Source organism: Mumia flava, from assembly GCF_002797495.1.
GTDB lineage: Bacteria > Actinomycetota > Actinomycetes > Propionibacteriales > Nocardioidaceae > Mumia > Mumia flava.
The window spans coordinates 1-19,016 of record NZ_PGEZ01000001.1 but is presented as its reverse complement, the minus strand read 5'-3'; the positions used below and the strand labels follow the sequence as shown (position 1 = coordinate 19,016).

At 71.9% G+C, this 19,016-nt stretch carries 16 protein-coding genes; 15 read left to right on the top strand and 1 reads right to left on the bottom strand.

The window, feature by feature from the left end:
- Positions 1–2: 2 nt before the first annotated feature.
- The 11 genes from pheS (at position 3) to CLV56_RS00030 (ending at position 12,709) form a co-directional block, all read left to right on the top strand.
- The gene (pheS, locus tag CLV56_RS00080) at positions 3–1,106 is read left to right on the top strand and encodes a phenylalanine--tRNA ligase subunit alpha (RefSeq protein ID WP_039359104.1); all 1,104 of its coding nucleotides are present in this window, start codon (positions 3–5) and stop codon (positions 1,104–1,106) included.
- Entirely contained in the window at positions 1,106–3,598 is a 2,493-nt protein-coding gene (gene pheT, locus CLV56_RS00075) for a phenylalanine--tRNA ligase subunit beta (RefSeq protein WP_039359100.1), read from the top strand. The genes pheS and pheT overlap by 1 nt, the downstream gene beginning before the upstream one ends.
- A 79-nt stretch (positions 3,599–3,677) precedes the next feature.
- Entirely contained in the window at positions 3,678–4,706 is a 1,029-nt protein-coding gene (gene argC, locus CLV56_RS00070) for an N-acetyl-gamma-glutamyl-phosphate reductase (protein ID WP_039359098.1), read from the top strand.
- A complete protein-coding gene (gene argJ, locus CLV56_RS00065; RefSeq protein ID WP_039359096.1) occupies positions 4,703–5,854 on the top strand; it encodes a bifunctional glutamate N-acetyltransferase/amino-acid acetyltransferase ArgJ in 1,152 nt (383 codons plus the stop codon). Before argC ends, argJ begins: the two co-directional genes overlap by 4 nt.
- Complete coding sequence (gene argB, locus CLV56_RS00060; protein WP_039359093.1) at positions 5,851–6,804, top strand: acetylglutamate kinase; 954 nt, start codon at positions 5,851–5,853, stop codon at positions 6,802–6,804. The genes argJ and argB overlap by 4 nt, the downstream gene beginning before the upstream one ends.
- Positions 6,801–8,030, top strand: a complete 1,230-nt coding sequence (locus tag CLV56_RS00055) for an acetylornithine transaminase (protein ID WP_100414204.1) — start codon at positions 6,801–6,803, stop codon at positions 8,028–8,030. Before argB ends, CLV56_RS00055 begins: the two co-directional genes overlap by 4 nt.
- Entirely contained in the window at positions 8,027–8,962 is a 936-nt protein-coding gene (argF, locus tag CLV56_RS00050; RefSeq protein WP_039359090.1) for an ornithine carbamoyltransferase, read from the top strand. The genes CLV56_RS00055 and argF overlap by 4 nt, the downstream gene beginning before the upstream one ends.
- Complete coding sequence (locus CLV56_RS00045) at positions 8,959–9,483, top strand: arginine repressor (protein WP_039359087.1); 525 nt, start codon at positions 8,959–8,961, stop codon at positions 9,481–9,483. The genes argF and CLV56_RS00045 overlap by 4 nt, the downstream gene beginning before the upstream one ends.
- Positions 9,480–10,685, top strand: a complete 1,206-nt coding sequence (locus tag CLV56_RS00040) for an argininosuccinate synthase (protein ID WP_039359085.1) — start codon at positions 9,480–9,482, stop codon at positions 10,683–10,685. The genes CLV56_RS00045 and CLV56_RS00040 overlap by 4 nt, the downstream gene beginning before the upstream one ends.
- Before the next feature lie 2 nt (positions 10,686–10,687).
- Complete coding sequence (argH, locus tag CLV56_RS00035; RefSeq protein ID WP_039359167.1) at positions 10,688–12,118, top strand: argininosuccinate lyase; 1,431 nt, start codon at positions 10,688–10,690, stop codon at positions 12,116–12,118.
- A 42-nt stretch (positions 12,119–12,160) separates the two neighbouring features.
- Positions 12,161–12,709 (top strand): DNA-3-methyladenine glycosylase, encoded by a 549-nt coding sequence (locus tag CLV56_RS00030; RefSeq protein ID WP_039359166.1) that lies wholly within the window; start codon positions 12,161–12,163, stop codon positions 12,707–12,709.
- A 1-nt stretch (position 12,710) separates the two neighbouring features.
- On the opposite strand, the gene CLV56_RS00025 is transcribed toward CLV56_RS00030, so the two are convergent.
- Positions 12,711–13,850: an ROK family transcriptional regulator gene (locus CLV56_RS00025; protein WP_039359082.1), complete on the bottom strand. Its 1,140-nt coding sequence runs from the start codon at positions 13,848–13,850 to the stop codon at positions 12,711–12,713.
- Between the two features lie 178 nt (positions 13,851–14,028).
- Between CLV56_RS00025 and CLV56_RS00020 the strand changes: the two genes are divergently transcribed.
- The 4 genes from CLV56_RS00020 to tyrS all read left to right on the top strand — a co-directional run bounded on the left by CLV56_RS00020 (position 14,029) and on the right by tyrS (position 18,705).
- A complete protein-coding gene (locus tag CLV56_RS00020) occupies positions 14,029–15,087 on the top strand; it encodes a substrate-binding domain-containing protein (RefSeq protein WP_039359079.1) in 1,059 nt (352 codons plus the stop codon).
- A 76-nt stretch (positions 15,088–15,163) separates the two neighbouring features.
- Positions 15,164–16,045 carry an ATP-binding cassette domain-containing protein gene (locus CLV56_RS00015; RefSeq protein ID WP_100414203.1) on the top strand — a complete coding sequence of 294 codons (882 nt, stop codon included), beginning with the start codon at positions 15,164–15,166 and terminating at the stop codon, positions 16,043–16,045.
- Positions 16,042–17,277 carry a sugar ABC transporter permease gene (locus CLV56_RS00010; RefSeq protein ID WP_039359077.1) on the top strand — a complete coding sequence of 412 codons (1,236 nt, stop codon included), beginning with the start codon at positions 16,042–16,044 and terminating at the stop codon, positions 17,275–17,277. The genes CLV56_RS00015 and CLV56_RS00010 overlap by 4 nt, the downstream gene beginning before the upstream one ends.
- A 165-nt stretch (positions 17,278–17,442) precedes the next feature.
- Complete coding sequence (tyrS, locus tag CLV56_RS00005) at positions 17,443–18,705, top strand: tyrosine--tRNA ligase (RefSeq protein ID WP_039359074.1); 1,263 nt, start codon at positions 17,443–17,445, stop codon at positions 18,703–18,705.
- The last annotated feature ends 311 nt before the right edge of the window (positions 18,706–19,016 follow it).

The following is a 19,016-nucleotide window of genomic DNA, read 5'->3' as shown; positions in this document are numbered from 1 at the left end:
CCATGTCCGGACCCAACAGCGACTACGACCCGGTCGAGGTCACGCCGCTGCACGCAGACGAGGTCGAGGCCATGCGCGATGCCGCGCTGGCGGCCCTCGCCGCTGCGGACTCGCTCGAGGCCCTGAAGCAGGCGCGGATCGACCACACCGGTGACCGGTCGCCGCTGGCGCTGGCGAACCGCGAGATCGGCGCGCTGCCCCCGCAGGCCCGCAAGGACGCCGGGATGCGCGTGGGGCAGGCCCGCAAGGCGGTCGCCGCCGCGCTCGCCGAGCGCCAGGGGGTGCTCGAGGCCGAGGCGGAGGCGCGGATGCTCGTCGACGAGGCGGTCGACGTCACGCTGCCGACCGACCGTACGCCCCGCGGGGCCCGTCATCCGATCACGACGGTCCAGGAGAAGGTCGCCGACATCTTCGTCGGGATGGGGTGGGAGGTCGCCGAGGGCCCCGAGGTCGAGGCCGAGTGGCTCAACTTCGACGCCCTGAACCTCGGCCCGGACCACCCGGCGCGGACGATGCAGGACACCTTCTGGGTCTCACCCGCCAGCGCGGCCCGGGTGCTGCGGACGCACACCTCGCCGGTCCAGGCCCGCACGATGCTGACCCGCACACCTCCGATCTACGTGATCGCTCCTGGGCGGGTGTTCCGCACCGACGAGATGGACGCCACGCACTCGCCGGTCTTCCACCAGGTGGAGGGTCTGGCGATCGACGAGGGCCTGTCGATGGCACACCTCAAGGGCACGCTGGACCACTTCGCGCAGGCGATCTACGGCGAGGGGATGACCACACGGTTCCGGCCGTCGTACTTCCCGTTCACCGAGCCGAGCGCCGAGATGGACCTGCTCTGCTACGTCTGCCACAACGAGCCGGGCGCGGTCGCGCAGTGCCGTACGTGCCGTGGCGAGGGCTGGGTCGAGTGGGGCGGCTGCGGGGTGGTGAATCCCCGGGTGCTGATCGCGAACGGAGTCGACCCGCAGCGCTACTCGGGCTTCGCCTTCGGGATCGGCCTCGACCGCACGATCACCGGCCGCTACGACATCGCGGACCTGCGTGACCTGTTCGACGGAGACATCCGGTTCACCGAGCCGTTCGGAGTGGAGATCTGATGCGCGTTCCCACCTCGTGGCTGCGCGAGTACGCCGACCTTCCCGCGGACCTGAGCACGGCGGCGCTCGCCGACCGTCTCACGATGCTCGACCTCAAGCTGGAGGAGATCATCGAGGCGGGCGCCGGGCTGAGCGGCCCGATCGTGGTCGGTCGGGTGCTGAGCGCGGAGCCGGAGCCGCAGAAGAACGGCAAGACCATCAACTGGTGCTCGGTCGACGTCGGGCCCGACCACGGCGTCGACGGCGGACCTCGCGGCATCGTCTGCGGAGCCCACAACTTCGGCCCCGGCGACCTCGTGGTCGTGGCGCTCCCCGGATCGGTCCTGCCCGGCGACTTCGCGATCGCCGCCCGCAAGACCTACGGTCACGTCTCCGACGGGATGATCTGCTCGGGCGCGGAGCTGGGGACGGCCGGAGACCCTGACGGCATCATCGTCCTTCCGGCGGACAGCGCGGAGCCCGGGACGGACGCGGTCGCGCTGCTGGGTCTGCGCGACGACGTGCTCGACCTGGAGGTCAACCCGGACCGCGCGTACGCCCTGTCGATGCGCGGCGTGGCCCGCGATGCGGCGATCGGCTTCGACGTGGCCTTCCACGACCCCGCCGACGTGACGCTCCCGGAGACCGAGGCGGCGTCGTACCCGGTCGTCGTCGAGGACCCGGTCGCGTGCCCGGTGTTCGTCACACGGACGGTCCGGGGCCTGGACCCGACCCGCCCGACGCCCCGCTGGATGGTGCGGCGCCTGGAGCTGGCGGGCATGCGCCCGATCTCGCTCGCGGTCGACATCACCAACTACGTGATGCTCGAGCTGGGTCAGCCGATCCACGGCTACGACGCGAGCCGGCTCCAGGGCCCGATCGTGGTCCGACGCGCGGCGCCGGGGGAGAAGGTCACGACGCTGGACGACCAGGTGCGGGACCTGTCGACCGAGGACCTGCTCATCACCGACGACTCCGGCCCGATCGGGCTCGCGGGCGTGATGGGCGGCGCGACGACCGAGCTGGGCCCGGACACGACGGACGTCGTGATCGAGGCGGCGCACTTCGACGCGCCGACGATCGCCCGCACGGCCCGCCTGCAGAGGCTGTCGAGCGAGGCGTCGCGACGCTTCGAGCGCGGCGCCGACCCCGAGCTCCCGCTGCGCGCGAGCCAGCGGGTCGCCGAGCTGCTGGTCGAGCTCGGCGGCGCGGTCGCCGACGAGGGCGTGACCGTCGTCGGTCGGCCGCCGGCGCGCAAGCAGATCACCCTCGCCTCGGACCTGCCGGAGCGGATCGCGGGGCTCCCGATCGAGGCCGAGACCGCAGTGGTCGCGCTGGAGGCGAACGGCTGTGCCGTCGAGCTGTCCGACGACCTGCTGACCGTGGTCGCGCCGAGCTGGCGTCCGGACCTCACCGACCCGTACGACGTGGTCGAGGAGGTCCTGCGGCACGTCGGGTACGACCAGGTCCCCTCCGTGCTCCCGCCCGCCCCGGCAGGGCGGGGCCTGACGCCGTTGCAGCGGCGTCGTCGCCGGGTCGGCCAGGTGATGGCGGGCGCGGGCTACGTGGAGGTGACGACGTTCCCCTTCGCCGGCCCGGCTGACTTCGACCGCCTCGGGCTCGCTCCCGACGACGTACGACGCGACCAGGTGCTGCTCGAGAATCCTCTGTCGGCGGAGGAGCCGGGACTCACCACGACGCTGATGACGGGCGTGCTGCGTGCGCTGGCGCTCAACGTCGGGCGTGGGCACGACGACGTGTCGATCTTCGAGACCGCACGGGTGTACCTGCCCGAGCAGGACCAGCCCGACGCCCCGATCCCGGGCGTGGACGCCCGTCCGAGCGACGACGAGATCGCGGCGCTCGACGCCGCCCTCCCGGCCCAGCCGTACCACCTGGCGGTGGCCGTCACCGGGCGACGCGAGCGTGCCGGTTGGTGGGGGGAGGGCCGCCGCGCGACGTGGGGCGACGCCGTGGAGGCGTTCCGTACGGTCGCGGGCTCGCTCCATCTCGAGCTCGAGGTGAGCTCCGGCGACGTCGGAGCGCCCTGGCACCCCGGGCGGACCGCGGTCCTCTCGCTGGACGGGACGGTCGTCGGCCACGCCGGCGAGCTGCATCCGCGCGTCTGTCGGGCATACGGCCTGCCGCCGCGCGCGGTGGCCGGCGAGATCGACCTGAGCGCGCTGCTGGCGGCGTCGCCGGAGATCGGCCCTCGTCCGGACTTCTCGACGTTCCCCGTCGCGAAGGAGGACGTCGCGCTGGTGGTCGATGCGTCCGTCCCGAGCGCGGACGTCGCCGCCGCACTGGTCGAGGGCGGGGGCGACCTGCTCGAGTCCGTCCGGCTGTTCGACGTCTACACCGGCGACCCGGTGCCCGACGGCAGCAAGTCGCTGGCGTTCGCCCTGCGACTGCGCGCCGGCGACCGGACGCTGACCGAGGCCGAGGCCGCGCAGGCTCGTGACGCTGCGGTCGCACGGGCGGCCGAGTTGACCGGGGCGGTCCAGCGGGCCTGAGATCCCGCCTGAGGTGCTGACGGTGTGATCCAATGCACGGATTTGCATGAGGCTGCAAGTCCGTGCAAGACTGGCCGGCATGACTTCACGTGTCGCCGTCGCCGGAGCGAGCGGGTACGCCGGAGGGGAGGTCCTGCGGCTGCTGCTCGGCCATCCCGAGGTCGAGATCGGAGCGCTCACAGCCGGCTCCAACGCCGGGTCGAGACTGGGTGAGCACCACCCGCACCTGACGCCGCTGGCCGACCGGGTGCTCGGGGAGACGACGCAGGAGGTCCTCGCCGGGCACGACGTCGTCTTCCTCGGCCTCCCGCACGGGGCCTCGGCCGAGGTGGCCGCGCAGCTGGGCGACGACGTCCTGATCGTGGACTGCGGCGCCGACTTCCGGCTGACCGACTCCCAGGCGTGGCAGACGTTCTACGGCGGCGAGCACGCCGGCAGCTGGCCGTACGGTCTGCCGGAGCTGCCGGGGCAGCGCGAGCGGCTCGCCGGTGTGAACCGGATCGCCGCGCCGGGATGCTTCCCGACCGTGTCGACCCTCAGCATCCTGCCGGCCGTCGGGGCCGGCCTGGTGGATCCGGACGTCGTCGTCGTCGCCGCGACCGGCACGTCGGGCGCGGGCCGGTCGCTCAAGCCGCACCTGCTCGGCGCGGAGGTGATGGGCCAGGCGTCGGTGTACGGCGTCGGAGGCGTGCACCGGCACACCCCGGAGATCGAGCAGAACCTCGCGCTCACGGGCGCGGACGGCGTCCGGGTCTCCTTCACCCCGATCCTCGCGCCGATGTCGCGGGGCATCCTCGCGACGGTCAGTGCTCCGGCCCGCCCGGGCGTCGACGCCGACGATCTGCGGGCCGCCTACGCGAAGGCGTACGACGACGAGCCGTTCGTCCATCTGCTGCCCGAGGGGCAGTGGCCGCAGACGAAGGGGGTGCTCGGCTCCAACTGCGTGCACGTCCAGGCCGCGCTCGACGAGCGGGTCGGCCGCGTGGTCGCGGTCGGCGCGATCGACAACCTGACGAAGGGGACGGCGGGCACGGCGATCCAGTCGATGAACCTCGCCCTCGGCCTGCCGGAGGGCCTCGGCCTCCCGGTGGCGGGGGTGGCGCCGTGAGTGTCACCGCACCTCAGGGATTCTCCGCCGCCGGTGTCGCCGCGGGCCTGAAGTCGACCGGCAAGCCGGACGTCGCCGTCGTCCGCAACGACGGCCCCCAGAGCTCCGCAGCGGCGGTCTTCACCTCGAACCGCTGCAAGGCCAACCCGGTGCTCTGGAGCGAGCAGGCGATCCGGACCGGGTCCGCGCGCGCCGTCGTGATCAACTCCGGCGGAGCGAACTGCTACACCGGGCCCGACGGGTTCGCGGTGACCCACGCGACCGCCGAGACCGCAGGCGAGCTGCTCGGGGTCGCGCCGGTCGACGTCCAGGTCTGCTCGACCGGACTGATCGGTCTGCTGAACGACCGCGACGCTCTGCTCGGCGGCGTGGCCGACGCCGTCGCGGCTCTGGCGTCCGACGGGGGCCCGACGGCCGCCGAGGCGATCATGACGACCGACTCGGTCTCGAAGCAGGCCGTGGTGACCGGCGAGGGCTACACGATCGGCGGGATGGCGAAGGGCGCGGGCATGCTGGCGCCGTCGCTCGCCACGATGCTCGTCGTCCTCACCACCGACGCGGACCTGACACCGGCCGAGTGCGACGCGGCCCTGCGGCACGCGACCGCGCGCAGCTTCGACCGGCTCGACTCCGACGGCTGCCAGTCGACGAACGACACCGTGCTGCTGATGGCGAGCGGCGCGAGCGGGGTGAAGCCCGGCGCGCAGACGTTCGCCGACCAGCTCACCGACCTCTGTCGTGACCTGGCGCTGCAGCTGCTCGCCGACGCCGAGGGCGCCGACCACGAGATCAGCATCGAGGTCGTCGGCGCGGCCAGCGAGGACGACGCGCTCGAGGTCGGCCGTGCGGTCGCACGCAGCGCGCTGTTCAAGACCGCGATCTACGGGCGCGACCCGAACTGGGGCCGGATCCTCGCCTCGGTCGGCACCACCGGGGCGGCGTTCGACCCCGCCGACCTGGACGTGGCGATCAACGGCGTGACGGTCTGCCGCAACTCGGGTCTGGGCGACGACCGCGACCAGGTCGACCTCGAGCAGCGCCAGGTGCACGTCCGGATCGACCTCAAGTCCGGCGACGAGACCGGCACGATCTGGACGAACGACCTGACCCACGCGTACGTGCACGAGAACTCGGCGTACTCCTCATGACCGACTCGACGGACGAGAGCATGAACGACATCCCCGCGCACTGGAAGCGCAAGACCGAGAAGGCCGGCATCCTCGCCGAGGCGCTGCCCTGGCTGATGCAGTACCACGGCGAGATCATCGTCGTGAAGTACGGCGGCAACGCGATGGTCGACGAGGAGCTCAAGCAGGCCTTCGCCGAGGACATCATGTTCCTGCGCTACGCCGGCTTCAAGCCCGTCGTGGTGCACGGCGGAGGGCCGCAGATCTCCTCGATGCTCGACCGCCTCCAGATCGACTCGGAGTTCCGCGGCGGCCTGCGGGTCACGACACCGGACGCGATGGACGTCGTACGGATGGTGCTCGTCGGTCAGGTCGGCCGCGAGCTGGTCGGGCTGCTCAACCAGCACGGACCGCTGGCCGTCGGCCTGTCCGGCGAGGACGCCGGCCTGTTGACCGCGACCCGTACGACGGCGATCGTCGACGGTGACGAGGTCGACCTCGGTCTCGTCGGCGAGGTCAGCGAGGTCCGCCCGGAGGCGGTGCTCGACCTGATCGAGGCAGGGCGCATCCCCGTCGTCTCCTCGGTCGCGCCCGACGACGACGGCGTCGTGCACAACGTGAACGCCGACACCGCCGCCGCCGCGCTCGCCGGCGCGCTCGGCGCCGCGAAGCTGCTCGTGCTGACCGACGTCGAGGGGCTCTACCGCGACTGGCCGGACAGCGACGACGTGATCGGTCAGATCAGCGTCGACTCGTTGGAGACCCTGCTCCCGACCTTGGCGTCGGGCATGGTCCCGAAGATGACCGCGTGCGTGAAGGCGATCCGTGCCGGGGTGCCGCGCGCCACCGTGGTCGACGGGCGCGAGTCGCACGCCGTCCTGCTGGAGATCTTCACCGACGAGGGTGTCGGCACCCAGGTGCTCCCCGAGGCCGAGACGAAGATCCGGACCGCACTGAGGAAGACGTCATGACGGAGCAGACCGCCTGGGCCGACCGCTACGCCGGCTCGCTGATGAACACCTTCGGGCCCCCGCAGCGGGTGCTGGTCCGAGGCGAGGGCGCGTACGTGTGGGACGCCGACGGCAACCGTTACCTCGACCTGCTCGCCGGCATCGCCGTGAACGCGCTCGGGCACGCGCACCCCGCGCTGCGCAAGGCCGTCGACGAGCAGATGGCGACCCTGGGCCACGTGTCCAACTTCTTCGCGACGCCGCCGCAGGTCGAGCTCGCCGAGCGGCTCCTGGGGCTGGTCGGGCAGCCGGGGAAGGTGTTCTTCACCAGCTCCGGCACCGAGGCCAACGAGGCCGCGTTCAAGCTGACCCGGCGGACCGGACGGACGCGCGTGGTGGCGGCCACCGGCGCGTTCCACGGGCGCACGATGGGGGCGCTGGCGCTGACGCACAAGGAGGCCTACCGCACGCCGTTCGAGCCGCTGCCCGGTGACGTCGCGTTCGTCGAGTACGGCGACGCCGACGCGCTCGCCGCCGCGGTCGACGAGACGGTGGCGGCGATCGTGCTGGAGCCCGTGCAGGGCGAGGCCGGTGCGATCGTCCCGCCGGCGGGCTACCTCGCGGCCGCCCGCAGGATCGCCGACGAGCACGGAGCGCTGCTGTGGTTCGACGAGGTCCAGTCGGGGATCGGCCGGACCGGCGCCTGGTTCGCCTACACCGCCTCGGGGGTCCAGCCGGACGTGCTGACGGTCGCCAAGGGGCTCGGCGGGGGCATCCCGATCGGCGCCTGCCTCGCGTTCGGTGCGGCGGCCGACCTGCTGCAGCCGGGCAACCACGGCACGACGTTCGGTGGCAACCCGGTCTCGACCGCTGCCGCGCTCGCCGTCCTGGACACGATCGAGGCCGACGGCCTGCTCGTGAACGCGACGACGGTGGGGGACCGGGTCCGTGAGCGCGCCGCCGCGCTGCCGCTGGTCGCCGACGTGTCCGGCGCCGGTCTCCTGATCGGCATCGGCCTGAGCGCCCCGGTGGCCAACGAGGTGCGTGACCGGCTCCTCGCGCGCGGGATCGTGCTCAACGCTGCGACGCCGCAGCGGCTCCGGCTGGTCCCGCCGCTGATCCTCACCGCCGAGCAGGCGGACGAGGCCGTCGACGCGCTGGCCCAGGTGCTCGCCGAGCTCGCGGCCGAGTCCGAGGTCGTCGGGGAGGTGGCGGCCCCGGCCGACCGGAGCGGAGGCGAGGACTGATGCGGCACTTCCTCCGTGACGACGACCTGTCGCCTGCCGAGCTCGTCGAGGTCCTCGACCTGGCGGATGCGCTGAAGCGAGCGCCGCACTCCGCGCGCCCGCTCGACGGCCCGCAGACCGTCGCCGTGATCTTCGACAAGGCGTCGACCCGGACCCGGGTCTCGTTCGCCGTCGGGATCGCGGACCTGGGCGGGTCCCCGCTGGTGCTCGACGCCGGCTCCAGCCAGATGGGCCGCGGCGAGTCGGTCGCGGACACCACGAGGGTGCTCGAGCGGATGACCAGCGCGATCGTGTGGCGCACCTTCGCCCAGTCCGGCCTGGAGGAGATGGCGGCCACGAGCACCGTCCCGGTGGTCAACGCACTGAGCGACGACTTCCACCCCTGCCAGCTGCTCGCGGACCTCCAGACCGTCCGCGAGCACAAGGGCCGGCTCGCAGGCCTCACGATGACCTATCTCGGCGACGGCGTGAACAACATGGCGCACTCGTACCTGCTCGCCGGCGCGAACGCCGGGATGCACGTACGGATCGGTGCGCCCGCCGCGTACGCCCCGCGTGAGGACGTGCTCGCCGACGCCAAGGCGCGCGCGAGCGTGACGGGCGGATCGGTGGAGGTGCTGACCGACCCCGACGCGGCCGCGGCCGGCGCGGACGTGATCGCGACCGACACGTGGGTCTCGATGGGCCAGGAGGAGGAGAAGGCGCTGCGAGCCGCGACGTTCGGCGACTACAGCGTCACCGAGCGGCTGCTCGCCCTCGCGGCGCCGGACGCGATCGTGCTCCACTGCCTGCCGGCGTACCGCGGCTTCGAGATCGACGGCCCGGTGATCGACGGGCCGCAGAGCGTGGTCTGGGACGAGGCCGAGAACCGCCTGCACGCCCAGAAGGCCCTGCTGTGCTGGCTGCTCGCCCGGACGGACGCCGGACGATGAGCGTGATCCCGGCGACGAAGGCCGCGCGGCAGCAGCGGATCATCGAGCTGCTCGGCACCGAGGTGATCCGGTCGCAGACCGACCTGGCCGACCGCCTCGCCGACGACGGGGTGCAGGTCGCGGCGTCGACGCTGTCGCGCGACCTGGTGGAGCTCGACGCGGTCCGCGTCCGCCACCCCAGCGGCGGCCTGGTCTACGCGGTGCCCGCCGAGGGCGGCGACATGACCCCGCGTCCGGCCGTCGAGCCGGTCTCGGCGCAGGCGCGGCTGGCGCGCCTGTGCCACGAGCTGCTCGTCTCGGCCCAGGGCACGGCCAACCTGGTCGTGCTCCGCACGCCGCCGGGCGCGGCGCAATTCTTCGCCTCCGCGATCGACCACGCGGCGCTTCCCGCGCTGCTCGGCACGATCGCCGGAGACGACACGGTGCTCGTGATCTGTCACGACCCCGACGGAGGAAACACCGTGGCCGAGCAGTTCCGTGCTCTGGCCACCCAGGAGAATCAGACGAAGGAGACATCATGACCGAGCGGGTCGTACTCGCGTACTCGGGCGGCCTCGACACCTCGGTGGCCATCGGCTGGCTCGGGCAGGAGACCGGGGCCGAGGTCATCGCGGTGGCGGTGGACGTGGGCCAGGGCGGCGAGGACATGGACGTCGTCCGCGAGCGCGCGATCGCCTGCGGCGCGGTCGAGTCGGTCGTGGTGGACGCGAAGGACGAGTTCGCCGAGGAGTACTGCCTGCCGGCCGTCCGGGCGAACGCCCTGTACCAGGACCGCTACCCGATCGTGTCCGCCCTGTCGCGTCCGCTGATCGTGAAGCACCTGGTCGACGCCGCGATGTACCACGGCGCGACCACGGTCTCGCACGGCTGCACCGGCAAGGGCAACGACCAGGTCCGGTTCGAGGTCGGGACGAAGGCGCTCGCACCGGACCTCAAGGTGATCGCGCCGGTGCGCGACTACGCGTGGACGCGCGAGAAGGCGATCGCCTACGCCGAGGAGCACGGGCTGCCGATCGACGTGACCAAGAAGTCGCCCTACTCGATCGACCAGAACGTGTGGGGTCGTGCCGTCGAGACCGGCTTCCTCGAGGACATCTGGAACGGCCCGATCGAGGACCTGTACTCCTACACGTCCGACCCGGCCCAGCCGCGCGACGCCGACGAGGTCGTGATCGGCTTCGACGGCGGCGTCCCGGTGACCATCGACGGGAAGCCCGTCAGCGTGCTGCAGGCCATCCAGGACCTGAACGAGCGCGCGGGCGCCCAGGGAATCGGCCGGATCGACGTGGTCGAGGATCGCCTCGTCGGCATCAAGAGCCGCGAGATCTACGAGGCACCGGGCGCGATGACGCTGATCGCGGCCCACATGGAGCTCGAGAACGTCACCATCGAGCGCGAGCTCGCACGCTACAAGCGCGGGGTCGACCAGCGCTGGGGCGAGCTGGCGTACGACGGCCTGTGGTTCTCGCCGCTGAAGCGGTCGCTCGACGCGTTCGTGGACACGTCGCAGGAGCACGTCACCGGCGAGGTCCGGATGACCCTGCACGGCGGCCGTGCGACGGTCACCGGCCGGCGGTCGACCTCGAGCCTGTACGACTTCAACCTCGCGACGTACGACGAGGGCGACTCGTTCGACCAGTCGATGGCGCGCGGCTTCATCGAGATCTTCGGGATGTCGAGCACCCTGGCGAACAAGCGCGACCGGACCGTGGCAGGGGAGTGACGATGACCCCCGAGCCCGAGCAGGCCCGTGCCGCCCTCTGGGGCGGCCGGTTCGCCGGCGGTCCGTCGCGGGAGCTGGAGGCGCTGTCGCGCTCCACGCACTTCGACTGGCAGCTGGCGCCGTACGACCTGGCGGGCTCGCGGGCGCACGCCCGGGTGCTGTCGCGCGCCGGTCTGCTGACGGATGCGGACCTCGAGCGGCTGCTCGCCGGGATCGACGCCCTCGAGGCCGACGTGGCGGCCGGGGTCTTCGTCGCCGACCCCGGTGACGAGGACGTCCACAGTGCGCTCGAGCGCGGGCTGGTCGAGCGGCTCGGGCCCGAGCTGGGCGGTCGTCTGCGTGCGGGCCGGTCGCGCAACGACCAGATCGCTACGCTCGGCCGGATGTACCTGCGCGACCACGCCTCGACGATCGCCGGTCTGGTCGGCGATCTCGTCGACGCGATCGTCGAGCAGGCCCGGACCCACCTCGGCGCCACCATGCCCGGCCGTACGCACCTCCAGCACGCGCAGCCGGTGCTGCTGAGCCACCATCTGCTGGCGCACGCCTGGCCGCTGGTCCGGGACCTGGAGCGCCTGCGCGACTTCGATGCGCGGACCGGGTCGGAGTCGCCGTACGGCTCGGGTGCGCTCGCCGGCTCGTCGCTCGGCCTGGACCCGCTGGCGGTCGCCGCCGACCTCGGGTTCACCGGGTCGGCACCGAACTCCATCGACGGCACCGCGGCCCGCGACACGACCGCCGAGTTCGCGTTCGTGACGGCGATGATCGGCATCGACGTCTCGCGGTTCGCCGAGGAGGTGATCGTGTGGGCGACGAAGGAGTTCGACTTCGTCCGGCTGCACGACGGCTACTCGACCGGGTCGAGCATCATGCCGCAGAAGAAGAACCCGGACATCGCCGAGCTCGCGCGCGGCAAGGCGGGCCGCCTGGTGGGGAACCTCACCGGCCTGATGACCACGCTCAAGGCGCTCCCGCTCGCGTACAACCGCGATCTCCAGGAGGACAAGGAACCGGTCTTCGACTCGGCCGAGACCCTCGAGGTGCTGCTCCCGGCGTTCACCGGCATGGTCGCGACGCTCGGGTTCAACACCGAACGGATGGCCGAGCTCGCGCCGCAGGGTTTCTCGCTCGCCACCGACGTCGCCGAGTGGCTGGTCCGCGAGGGCGTGCCGTTCCGTGACGCGCACGAGATCTCGGGCGCGTGCGTGCGCCTCTGCGAGGAGCGCGGGATCGAGCTGTGGGACCTGACCGACGAGGACCTCACGTCGGTCTCGGAGCACCTGACGCCGGGCGTGCGCGAGGTGCTGAGCGTCGAGGGCTCGATCGCCAGCCGTGACGGTCGTGGCGGGACCGCCCAGGTCCGCGTGGCCGAGCAGATCGAGGAGATCGACGCCCGCCTGGCGGCGGTGCGCGGGGCTCTCGGAGCCGCCTGACCGGACGGCGGGCACACTGCGAGGGTGGACGATCACGACCTCATGGCCGAGGCCCGGGCGCTGCTGGGCGCCCGGGTCACCCACGCCGGCGTGACGGTCCGGGTCACCGAGGTCGAGGCGTACGGCGGCGCGGGCGACCCCGCCTCGCACGCCGGGCGTGGGCCGACGCCCCGCAGCGCCGTGATGTTCGGCCCGCCGGACGTGCTGTACGTGTACCTCAGCTACGGGATGCATCACTGCGCGAACGTCGTGGTCGGACCCGAGGGCGACGCTGCGGCCGTCCTGCTGCGCGCCGGCGAGGTGATCGACGGTCACGCGATCGCGCGGCAGCGCCGGGGCCCGGTGCCGGACGTGGCGCTCGCTCGGGGACCGGCGTGCCTCGGTCAGGCGCTCGCCCTCACCGTCGCCGACAGCGGCACGAGCCTGCGTGGCGGCCCGGTCGCGCTGAGGCGGTCGCACCCGCCGGCGAGCGCGCGCACGGGTCCCCGCGTCGGGGTCTCGAAGGCCGCCGACCGGCCGTGGCGGCTCTGGCTGCCAGGGGAGTCGACCGTCTCCGCCTACCGCCGCAGCCCGCGCGCTCCGGCTCGCTGACTCAGGCCGCCGACAACGGCACGGAGCGCAGGGCGAGCATGAGGGCGCCGGTCACCGAGGCCCGGTCGCCGAGGGTCGACAGGGACAGGCTCACGTCGCTGCCGAGGGTCCCGACGGCGTGGCGCCGCAGGCCGTCACGGACGCCGTCGAGGAGAGCGGGGCATGCGAGGTCACCGCCGATGACGATGGACTCCGGGCTGAGGAGGTTGACGAGGATCGCGCATCCCTGGCCGAGCGCCCGTCCGGCATCCTCCACCAGCCGCGCGGCGCCGGTGTCGCCGTCGGCCACCAGGTCCGTGATCCCGGACACGGACAGCTCCGGCACGCGGGCCTCCAGCTGGGCGACGATGCCGCTGCCCCCGGCGTACGCCTCGAGGCAGCCGCGGCTGCCGCAGCGGCACAGGGGGCCGGACTCATCGAGTGTGACGTGACCCAGCTCGCCCGCCGTGCCCAGCCCGCCGTGGTAGATGTCGTCGTTGAGGATGAGCCCGCAGCCGACGCCCGACCCGGCCTTGAGGTAGGCGAGCGACCCCACCGCCGGGTCGGACCTGCGGTGCTCGGCGAGGGCGCCGAGGTTGGCGTCGTTGTCGACGAGCACGGGGACGCCGAACGCGCTCGCGGCGACCTTGGATGCGCTCACCCCGACCCAGCCGGGCAGGATCGACGCGGCGACCACCCGTCCGTCACGGTCGATCGGGGCGGGGAGGCCGAGGCCGGCGGCGCGGACGGCAGCGGGATCGGCTCCGGCGTCTCCGAGGAGCCCGCTGAGCAGGCGTCGGGCACGCTCGAGCCCGTACCGGTGGTCGTGGTCGTTGTCGATCGGCTCGTCGACGACGCCGACGGTGCGCCCGGCGAGGTCACCGAGCGCGACGCTGAGGTGGGAGTGGCCGAAGTCGACGCCGACGACGTAGCCCGCGCCGGGTGCGATCCGCACCGCCAGCCCGCCGCGCCCGCCGCTGCCGGACGTCTCGACCAGCCCGTCGGCGGCGAGGCCGCGGACGATGTTGGACACGGTGGCCGGGGCCAGGTCGGTGCGCCGGGCGATCTCCGCCTGGGTCATCGCGCGGCCGGCGCGCAGCGTCTCGACCACGCGCTCGAGGTTGGCGGCGCGCAGCGCTGAGGTCGTTCCCGGGGCCGGCATGGGCAACACCGTAGTCAGTTCCCGAGAATCGTCAAGAGGTGATCATTCTTTCACTGGAGGTCTCGGAATGGTCACAGATACGTTCACGACTTGACGTTTTGCCCTGATCCTCTCGACACTTTCTGAGCAGGGCCGGTGACCCGGCTCACATAAGACAGGGGAGGACAGCGTGAACAGAATGGCGCGCACCGCCGCAGGGGCGGCCGTCACCGTGATCTTCGCGGGGGCACTGGGTGCATGCGGCGCGAACGACGACAGCAGCGACGGCTCCGGCGACGGAGGCGACACCAAGACGATCGCGCTGCTGCTGCCGGAGACCAAGACGACCCGGTACGAGGCGCACGACAAGCCGCTCTTCGAGGCGAAGGTGGCGGAGCTGTGCGACGACTGCGAGGTCAACTACCTGAACGCGGACCAGGACCCGCAGAAGCAGCAGCAGCAGGCGCAGTCGGCGATCACCGACGGCGCCGACGTGCTGGTCTTCGACCCGGTCGACGGCGACGCGGCCGCCGGTGCGGTGAAGTCGGCCCAGAGCGCCGACGTGCCCGTGATCGCGTACGACCGGTTCATGGAGGGCGCGGACTACTACATGTCGTTCGACAACCAGCGTGTCGGCGAGATGCAGGGTGAGGCACTGGTCGAGGCGACCGGCGGCAAGGGCGACATCCTCATGCTCAACGGCTCGCCGACGGACCCGAACGCCGCACAGTTCAAGGAGGGCGCGCACTCGTCGATCGACGGCAGCGGCCTGAACATCGTCGCGGAGTACGACAACCCGGACTGGAGCCCGGACAACGCCCAGAAGTTCACCAGCAGCCAGCTCAACAACATCGACCCGTCCTCGCTCGCCGGCGTCTACGCCGCGAACGACGGCCAGGCCGGTGGCGTGATCGCGGCGCTGCGTGCGGCCGGCGTCCAGCAGATGCCGCCCGTGACCGGGCAGGACGCCGAGCTCGCGGCGATCCAGCGGATCGCTGCGGGGCAGCAGTACATGACGATCTACAAGCCGATCAAGGTCGAGGCCGAGAAGGCCGCCGAGGTCGCGGTCGCGATCGTCAACGGCGAGGACGTGGGCGAGACCACGGACTTCCAGGGTGTCGACTCGTTCATCTTCGATCCGATCGTGGTGACGACCGACAACATCGCTGACACGGTCGTCGCCGACGGGTTCTACTCGGTCGACGAGATCTGCACCGCCGAGTACGCCGACGCGTGCGCGGCCGCAGGGATCAGCTGATCGATCGGTCCGGCGTGTGCGGGCGGGGCGGCGAGCCTCGCCCGCACACGCACGTCCCTTCCGCGAAGGTGTGAACATGAGCAACGGCAGCGAGCCGATCCTGTCGCTGCGCGGTGTCGAGAAACGCTTCGGCGCCGTGCAAGCGCTCAGCGACGTTCATCTCGAGGTACGGCCCGGTGAGGTCGTCGCACTCGTCGGTGACAACGGCGCTGGCAAGTCCACCCTGGTCAAGATCATGTCCGGGGTCTACCAACCCGACGGCGGCCAGATCGTCTTCGACGGCCGCGTGGTCAGCGTGGACGGTCCGCGGTCCGCCCAGACGCTCGGGATCGCGACGGTCTTCCAGGACCTCGCTCTCTGCGACAACCTCGACGTGGTCGCGAACCTCTTCCTCGGCCACGAGCAGACCGGCAGCGGCGTGCTCGACGAGGTCGAGATGGAGCGGCGGTCGTGGGAGCTGCTGCGCCAGCTGTCCGCCAAGATCCCGTCGGTCCGCGAGCCGGTGGCCTCGCTGTCCGGTGGCCAGCGCCAGACCGTCGCGATCGCCCGCAGCCTCGTCGGCGACCCCAAGGTCGTGATGCTCGACGAGCCGACGGCCGCGCTCGGTGTCGCGCAGACGGCCGAGGTCCTGAACCTGGTGGAGCGGCTGCGCGAGCGCGGCCACGGTGTGGTGCTGATCAGCCACAACATGGCGGACGTCCAGGCGGTCGCCGACCGGATCTACGTGCTCCGGCTGGGGCGCAACGCTGCGGAGTTCTCGATCGAGAACGTGACCACGCAGGAACTGGTCGCCGCGATCACCGGGGCCTCCGACAACGTGGTCGCCGAGCGCGCAGCGCGGACGCTCGGCGACGACGCGTCCGCGAACGACGGGGCTCCTCCGGGCGACGACGTCCCTTCCAGCGACGACGTCCGCCCGACCGAAGGGTCCCGCCCGACCGAGGAGGACGGCGCATGAGCACCACGACCGCGTACGACCGCAGCGACGAGCGGCTGGTGCAGGACAACTCGCCGCAGGCGCTGGTCCGCGGGTTCGTCCGGCGGATGCGCTCGGGCGACCTCGGGATGGTCCCGGTCATCACCGGGCTGCTGATCATCTGGGTCGTCTTCTACCTGCTGAACCCGCGATTCCTGTCGTCGCGCAACCTGGTCGAGATCAGCCTCGACTCCGCGACGATCGGCATGATCTCGCTGGGGATCGTGCTCGTGCTGCTGCTCGGCGAGATCGACCTGTCGGTCGGTTCGGTCAGCGGCGTCGGGGGAGCGGTGCTGGCGACGCTGCTGGTCTACCAGGACTGGCCGCTGCTGCTCGCCATCGCGGCCGGGCTGTGCTCGGGTCTGGCGATCGGGACCTTGTACGGCCTGATCTACACCCGGTTCGGGGTGCCGAGCTTCGTGATCTCCCTCGCGGGACTGCTCGCGTTCCTCGGGGTCCAGCTCTGGGTGCTCGGGCCGCGAGGCACGGTCAACCTGCCGGTGAACAGCAAGCTCGTGGACTTCGCGAACTTCTGGTACCTCTCGCCGCTGGCGTCGTACGTCCTCGCCGTCCTGATCGGCCTGGCGTACTTCGGGATCCGGCTGCGGGCGATGGCGCGCAGGCGGGCGGCGAACCTCTCCGTGCCCACGGCGCGGAGCGTCGCGGTCCGGGCGGGCCTCATGGTCGCGGCGATGCTCGGGGGTGCGTACTACCTCAACATCGACCGCGGCGTCGGCTACCTGCCGCTGCTCTGGATCGGTCTGATCGTGCTGGTCGACGTGGTGCTCCGCCGGACCAAGGGTGGTCGTTACGTGTTCGCGGTCGGCGGCAACGAGGAGGCGGCGAGACGAGCCGGGATCCCGGTCAACCGGGTCTACCTGACCGTGTTCGCGCTGTGCTCGACGTTCGCGGCTCTGGGTGGCGTGCTGGCCGCGGGCCGGCTCCAGTCGGTCGCGCAGTCGAGCGGCGGCACCGACACCAACCTGATGGCGATCGCTGCCGCGGTGATCGGCGGCACGAGCCTGTTCGGCGGTCGCGGCTCCGCCTACGCGGCGCTGTTCGGGATGCTGGTCCTCCAGTCGATCACCAGCGGCCTGAACCTGATCGGCGTGCAGGCCGAGGTCCGGTACATGGTGACCGGCCTCGTCCTCCTGCTGGCCGTCACCATCGACTCGCTGTCGCGTCGCGCCCGGCGCAGCAGCGGGCGGGCGTAGCCCCCGACGCGCCCGAGCACGCGGCACCGCAGGGCACCTGCCCGGCGGTGCCGCGTGCGTGCGTTCGGGCGCCTAGGCGAGAATCGGCCTGGGACCGTGTCGTACGGCGCGGTCCCGACGCCCGGACGACGGTCCGGCCACGGTGGCCGGACGAAGGAGACGAACGTGACCACGAACGTGCTGGACGACCTCGACGCGCGCGGCCTGATCGCGCACTCGACCGACCGCGAGGCGCTGGAGGCCGACCTCGCGGCAGGGCCGGTCACGTACTACGTCGGGTTCGACCCGACCGCCCCGAGCCTGCACATGGGCAACCTGCTCCAGATCCTGACCGCGCGTCGGCTCCAGCTCGCCGGGCACCGGCCGCTGATCCTCGTCGGCGGCTCGACCGGTCTGATCGGAGATCCACGTGACGTGGGCGAGCGCACCCTGAACAGCCGCGAGACCGTCTCCGACTGGGTGGAGCGGATCCGCGGCCAGGTCGAGCAGTACGTCTCGTTCGAGGGCGACAACGCCGCCCGGGTGGTGAACAACCTGGACTGGACGCGTGACGTCAACGTGATCGACTTCCTGCGCGACGTCGGCAAGCACTTCCCGGTGAACCGCATGCTCGACCGCCATGTCGTGGCCAGTCGGCTCGAGTCCGGCATCAGCTACACGGAGTTCAGCTACGTCCTGCTCCAGTCGATGGACTACCTCGAGCTGCACCGACGCTACGGCTGCGCCCTGCAGACGGGCGGCTCGGACCAGTGGGGCAACATCACGGCCGGTGTGGAGCTGATCCGCCGTGCGGACGGCGACCGGGTGCACGCCCTCGCGACGCCGCTGATCACCAAGGCCGACGGGACCAAGTTCGGCAAGTCGACCGGGGGAGCCCTCTGGCTGGACCCGGAGATGCTCTCGCCGTACGCGTTCTACCAGACGTGGATCCACGCGGAGGACGCGAAGGTGGGGGAGTACCTGCGCCAGTTCACCTTCCTCGACCTGGAGGAGATCGCCCAGATCGAGCGGGAGTCCGCAGAGAAGCCGCAGCTGCGGATCGCCCAGCGTCGTCTCGCCGCGGAGGTGACCACGCTCGTCCACGGGGAGGCGGAGGTCCGGGCGGCAGAGCAGGCGTCGGCCGCTCTCTTCGGCCGTGCCGAGCTGGAGGACCTGCCGGAGTCGACGCTGCGTGCTGCGTTGGCGGAGGCGGGACTGGTCGCGGTCGCCCCGGGGAGCACGGTCGTGGACGCGCTGGTGGCCGCCGGCCTGGTCGACAGCCGATCGGCCGCGCGGCGTGCCGTGACCGAGGGCGGGGCCTACGTGAACAACGTCCGGGCCACAGACCCGGAGGGCTCCGTCGACGAGCGTCTCCTCGCCGGCGGGCTGGTCGTCCTGCGTCGCGGCAAGCGGTCGGTCGCCGGAGTCGAGCTCGACACGCGCGGGTGACCGCGCCGTGGACGGGCAAAGTGGCTCTGACCTGCAGAAACGCGATTGTGAGCCAGGCCACAGCCCCCGGATTTGACCGTGCGTTGACCCGCGCGTAATGTTTCACCTGTCGCCGAGGACGGCGGCGGGCAAGGCCGGAAGGTCGGGCCCGCGGTTCCGGTCCGACTCCCTCACCTGAGACCACCGAGCAGCGCCCGTTGGCTGCCGCTCGAAGTTCTGGTAGGTTTGGGGTTTGCGCGCTTTGTTCTGGTGTTTCTGCCTGTGTGGTGGGGATGGCTGGGGTTTGTGTGTGTGATGTTTGAGAACTCAAC

Bases quoted from the DNA above. Each gene is read 5' to 3' on its own strand.
- CLV56_RS00015 (WP_100414203.1), top strand. From the start codon at position 15,164: ATGAGCAACGGCAGCGAGCCGATCCTGTCGCTGCGCGGTGTCGAGAAA.
- pheS (WP_039359104.1), top strand. From the start codon at position 3: ATGTCCGGACCCAACAGCGACTACGACCCGGTCGAGGTCACGCCGCTG.
- CLV56_RS00040 (WP_039359085.1), top strand. From the start codon at position 9,480: ATGACCGAGCGGGTCGTACTCGCGTACTCGGGCGGCCTCGACACCTCG.
- CLV56_RS00020 (WP_039359079.1), top strand. From the start codon at position 14,029: ATGGCGCGCACCGCCGCAGGGGCGGCCGTCACCGTGATCTTCGCGGGG.
- CLV56_RS00030 (WP_039359166.1), top strand. From the start codon at position 12,161: ATGGCCGAGGCCCGGGCGCTGCTGGGCGCCCGGGTCACCCACGCCGGC.
- argH (WP_039359167.1), top strand. From the start codon at position 10,688: ATGACCCCCGAGCCCGAGCAGGCCCGTGCCGCCCTCTGGGGCGGCCGG.
- CLV56_RS00045 (WP_039359087.1), top strand. From the start codon at position 8,959: ATGAGCGTGATCCCGGCGACGAAGGCCGCGCGGCAGCAGCGGATCATC.
- argB (WP_039359093.1), top strand. From the start codon at position 5,851: ATGACCGACTCGACGGACGAGAGCATGAACGACATCCCCGCGCACTGG.
- CLV56_RS00055 (WP_100414204.1), top strand. From the start codon at position 6,801: ATGACGGAGCAGACCGCCTGGGCCGACCGCTACGCCGGCTCGCTGATG.
- pheT (WP_039359100.1), top strand. From the start codon at position 1,106: ATGCGCGTTCCCACCTCGTGGCTGCGCGAGTACGCCGACCTTCCCGCG.
- CLV56_RS00010 (WP_039359077.1), top strand. From the start codon at position 16,042: ATGAGCACCACGACCGCGTACGACCGCAGCGACGAGCGGCTGGTGCAG.
- argC (WP_039359098.1), top strand. From the start codon at position 3,678: ATGACTTCACGTGTCGCCGTCGCCGGAGCGAGCGGGTACGCCGGAGGG.
- CLV56_RS00025 (WP_039359082.1), bottom strand. From the start codon at position 13,850: ATGCCGGCCCCGGGAACGACCTCAGCGCTGCGCGCCGCCAACCTCGAG.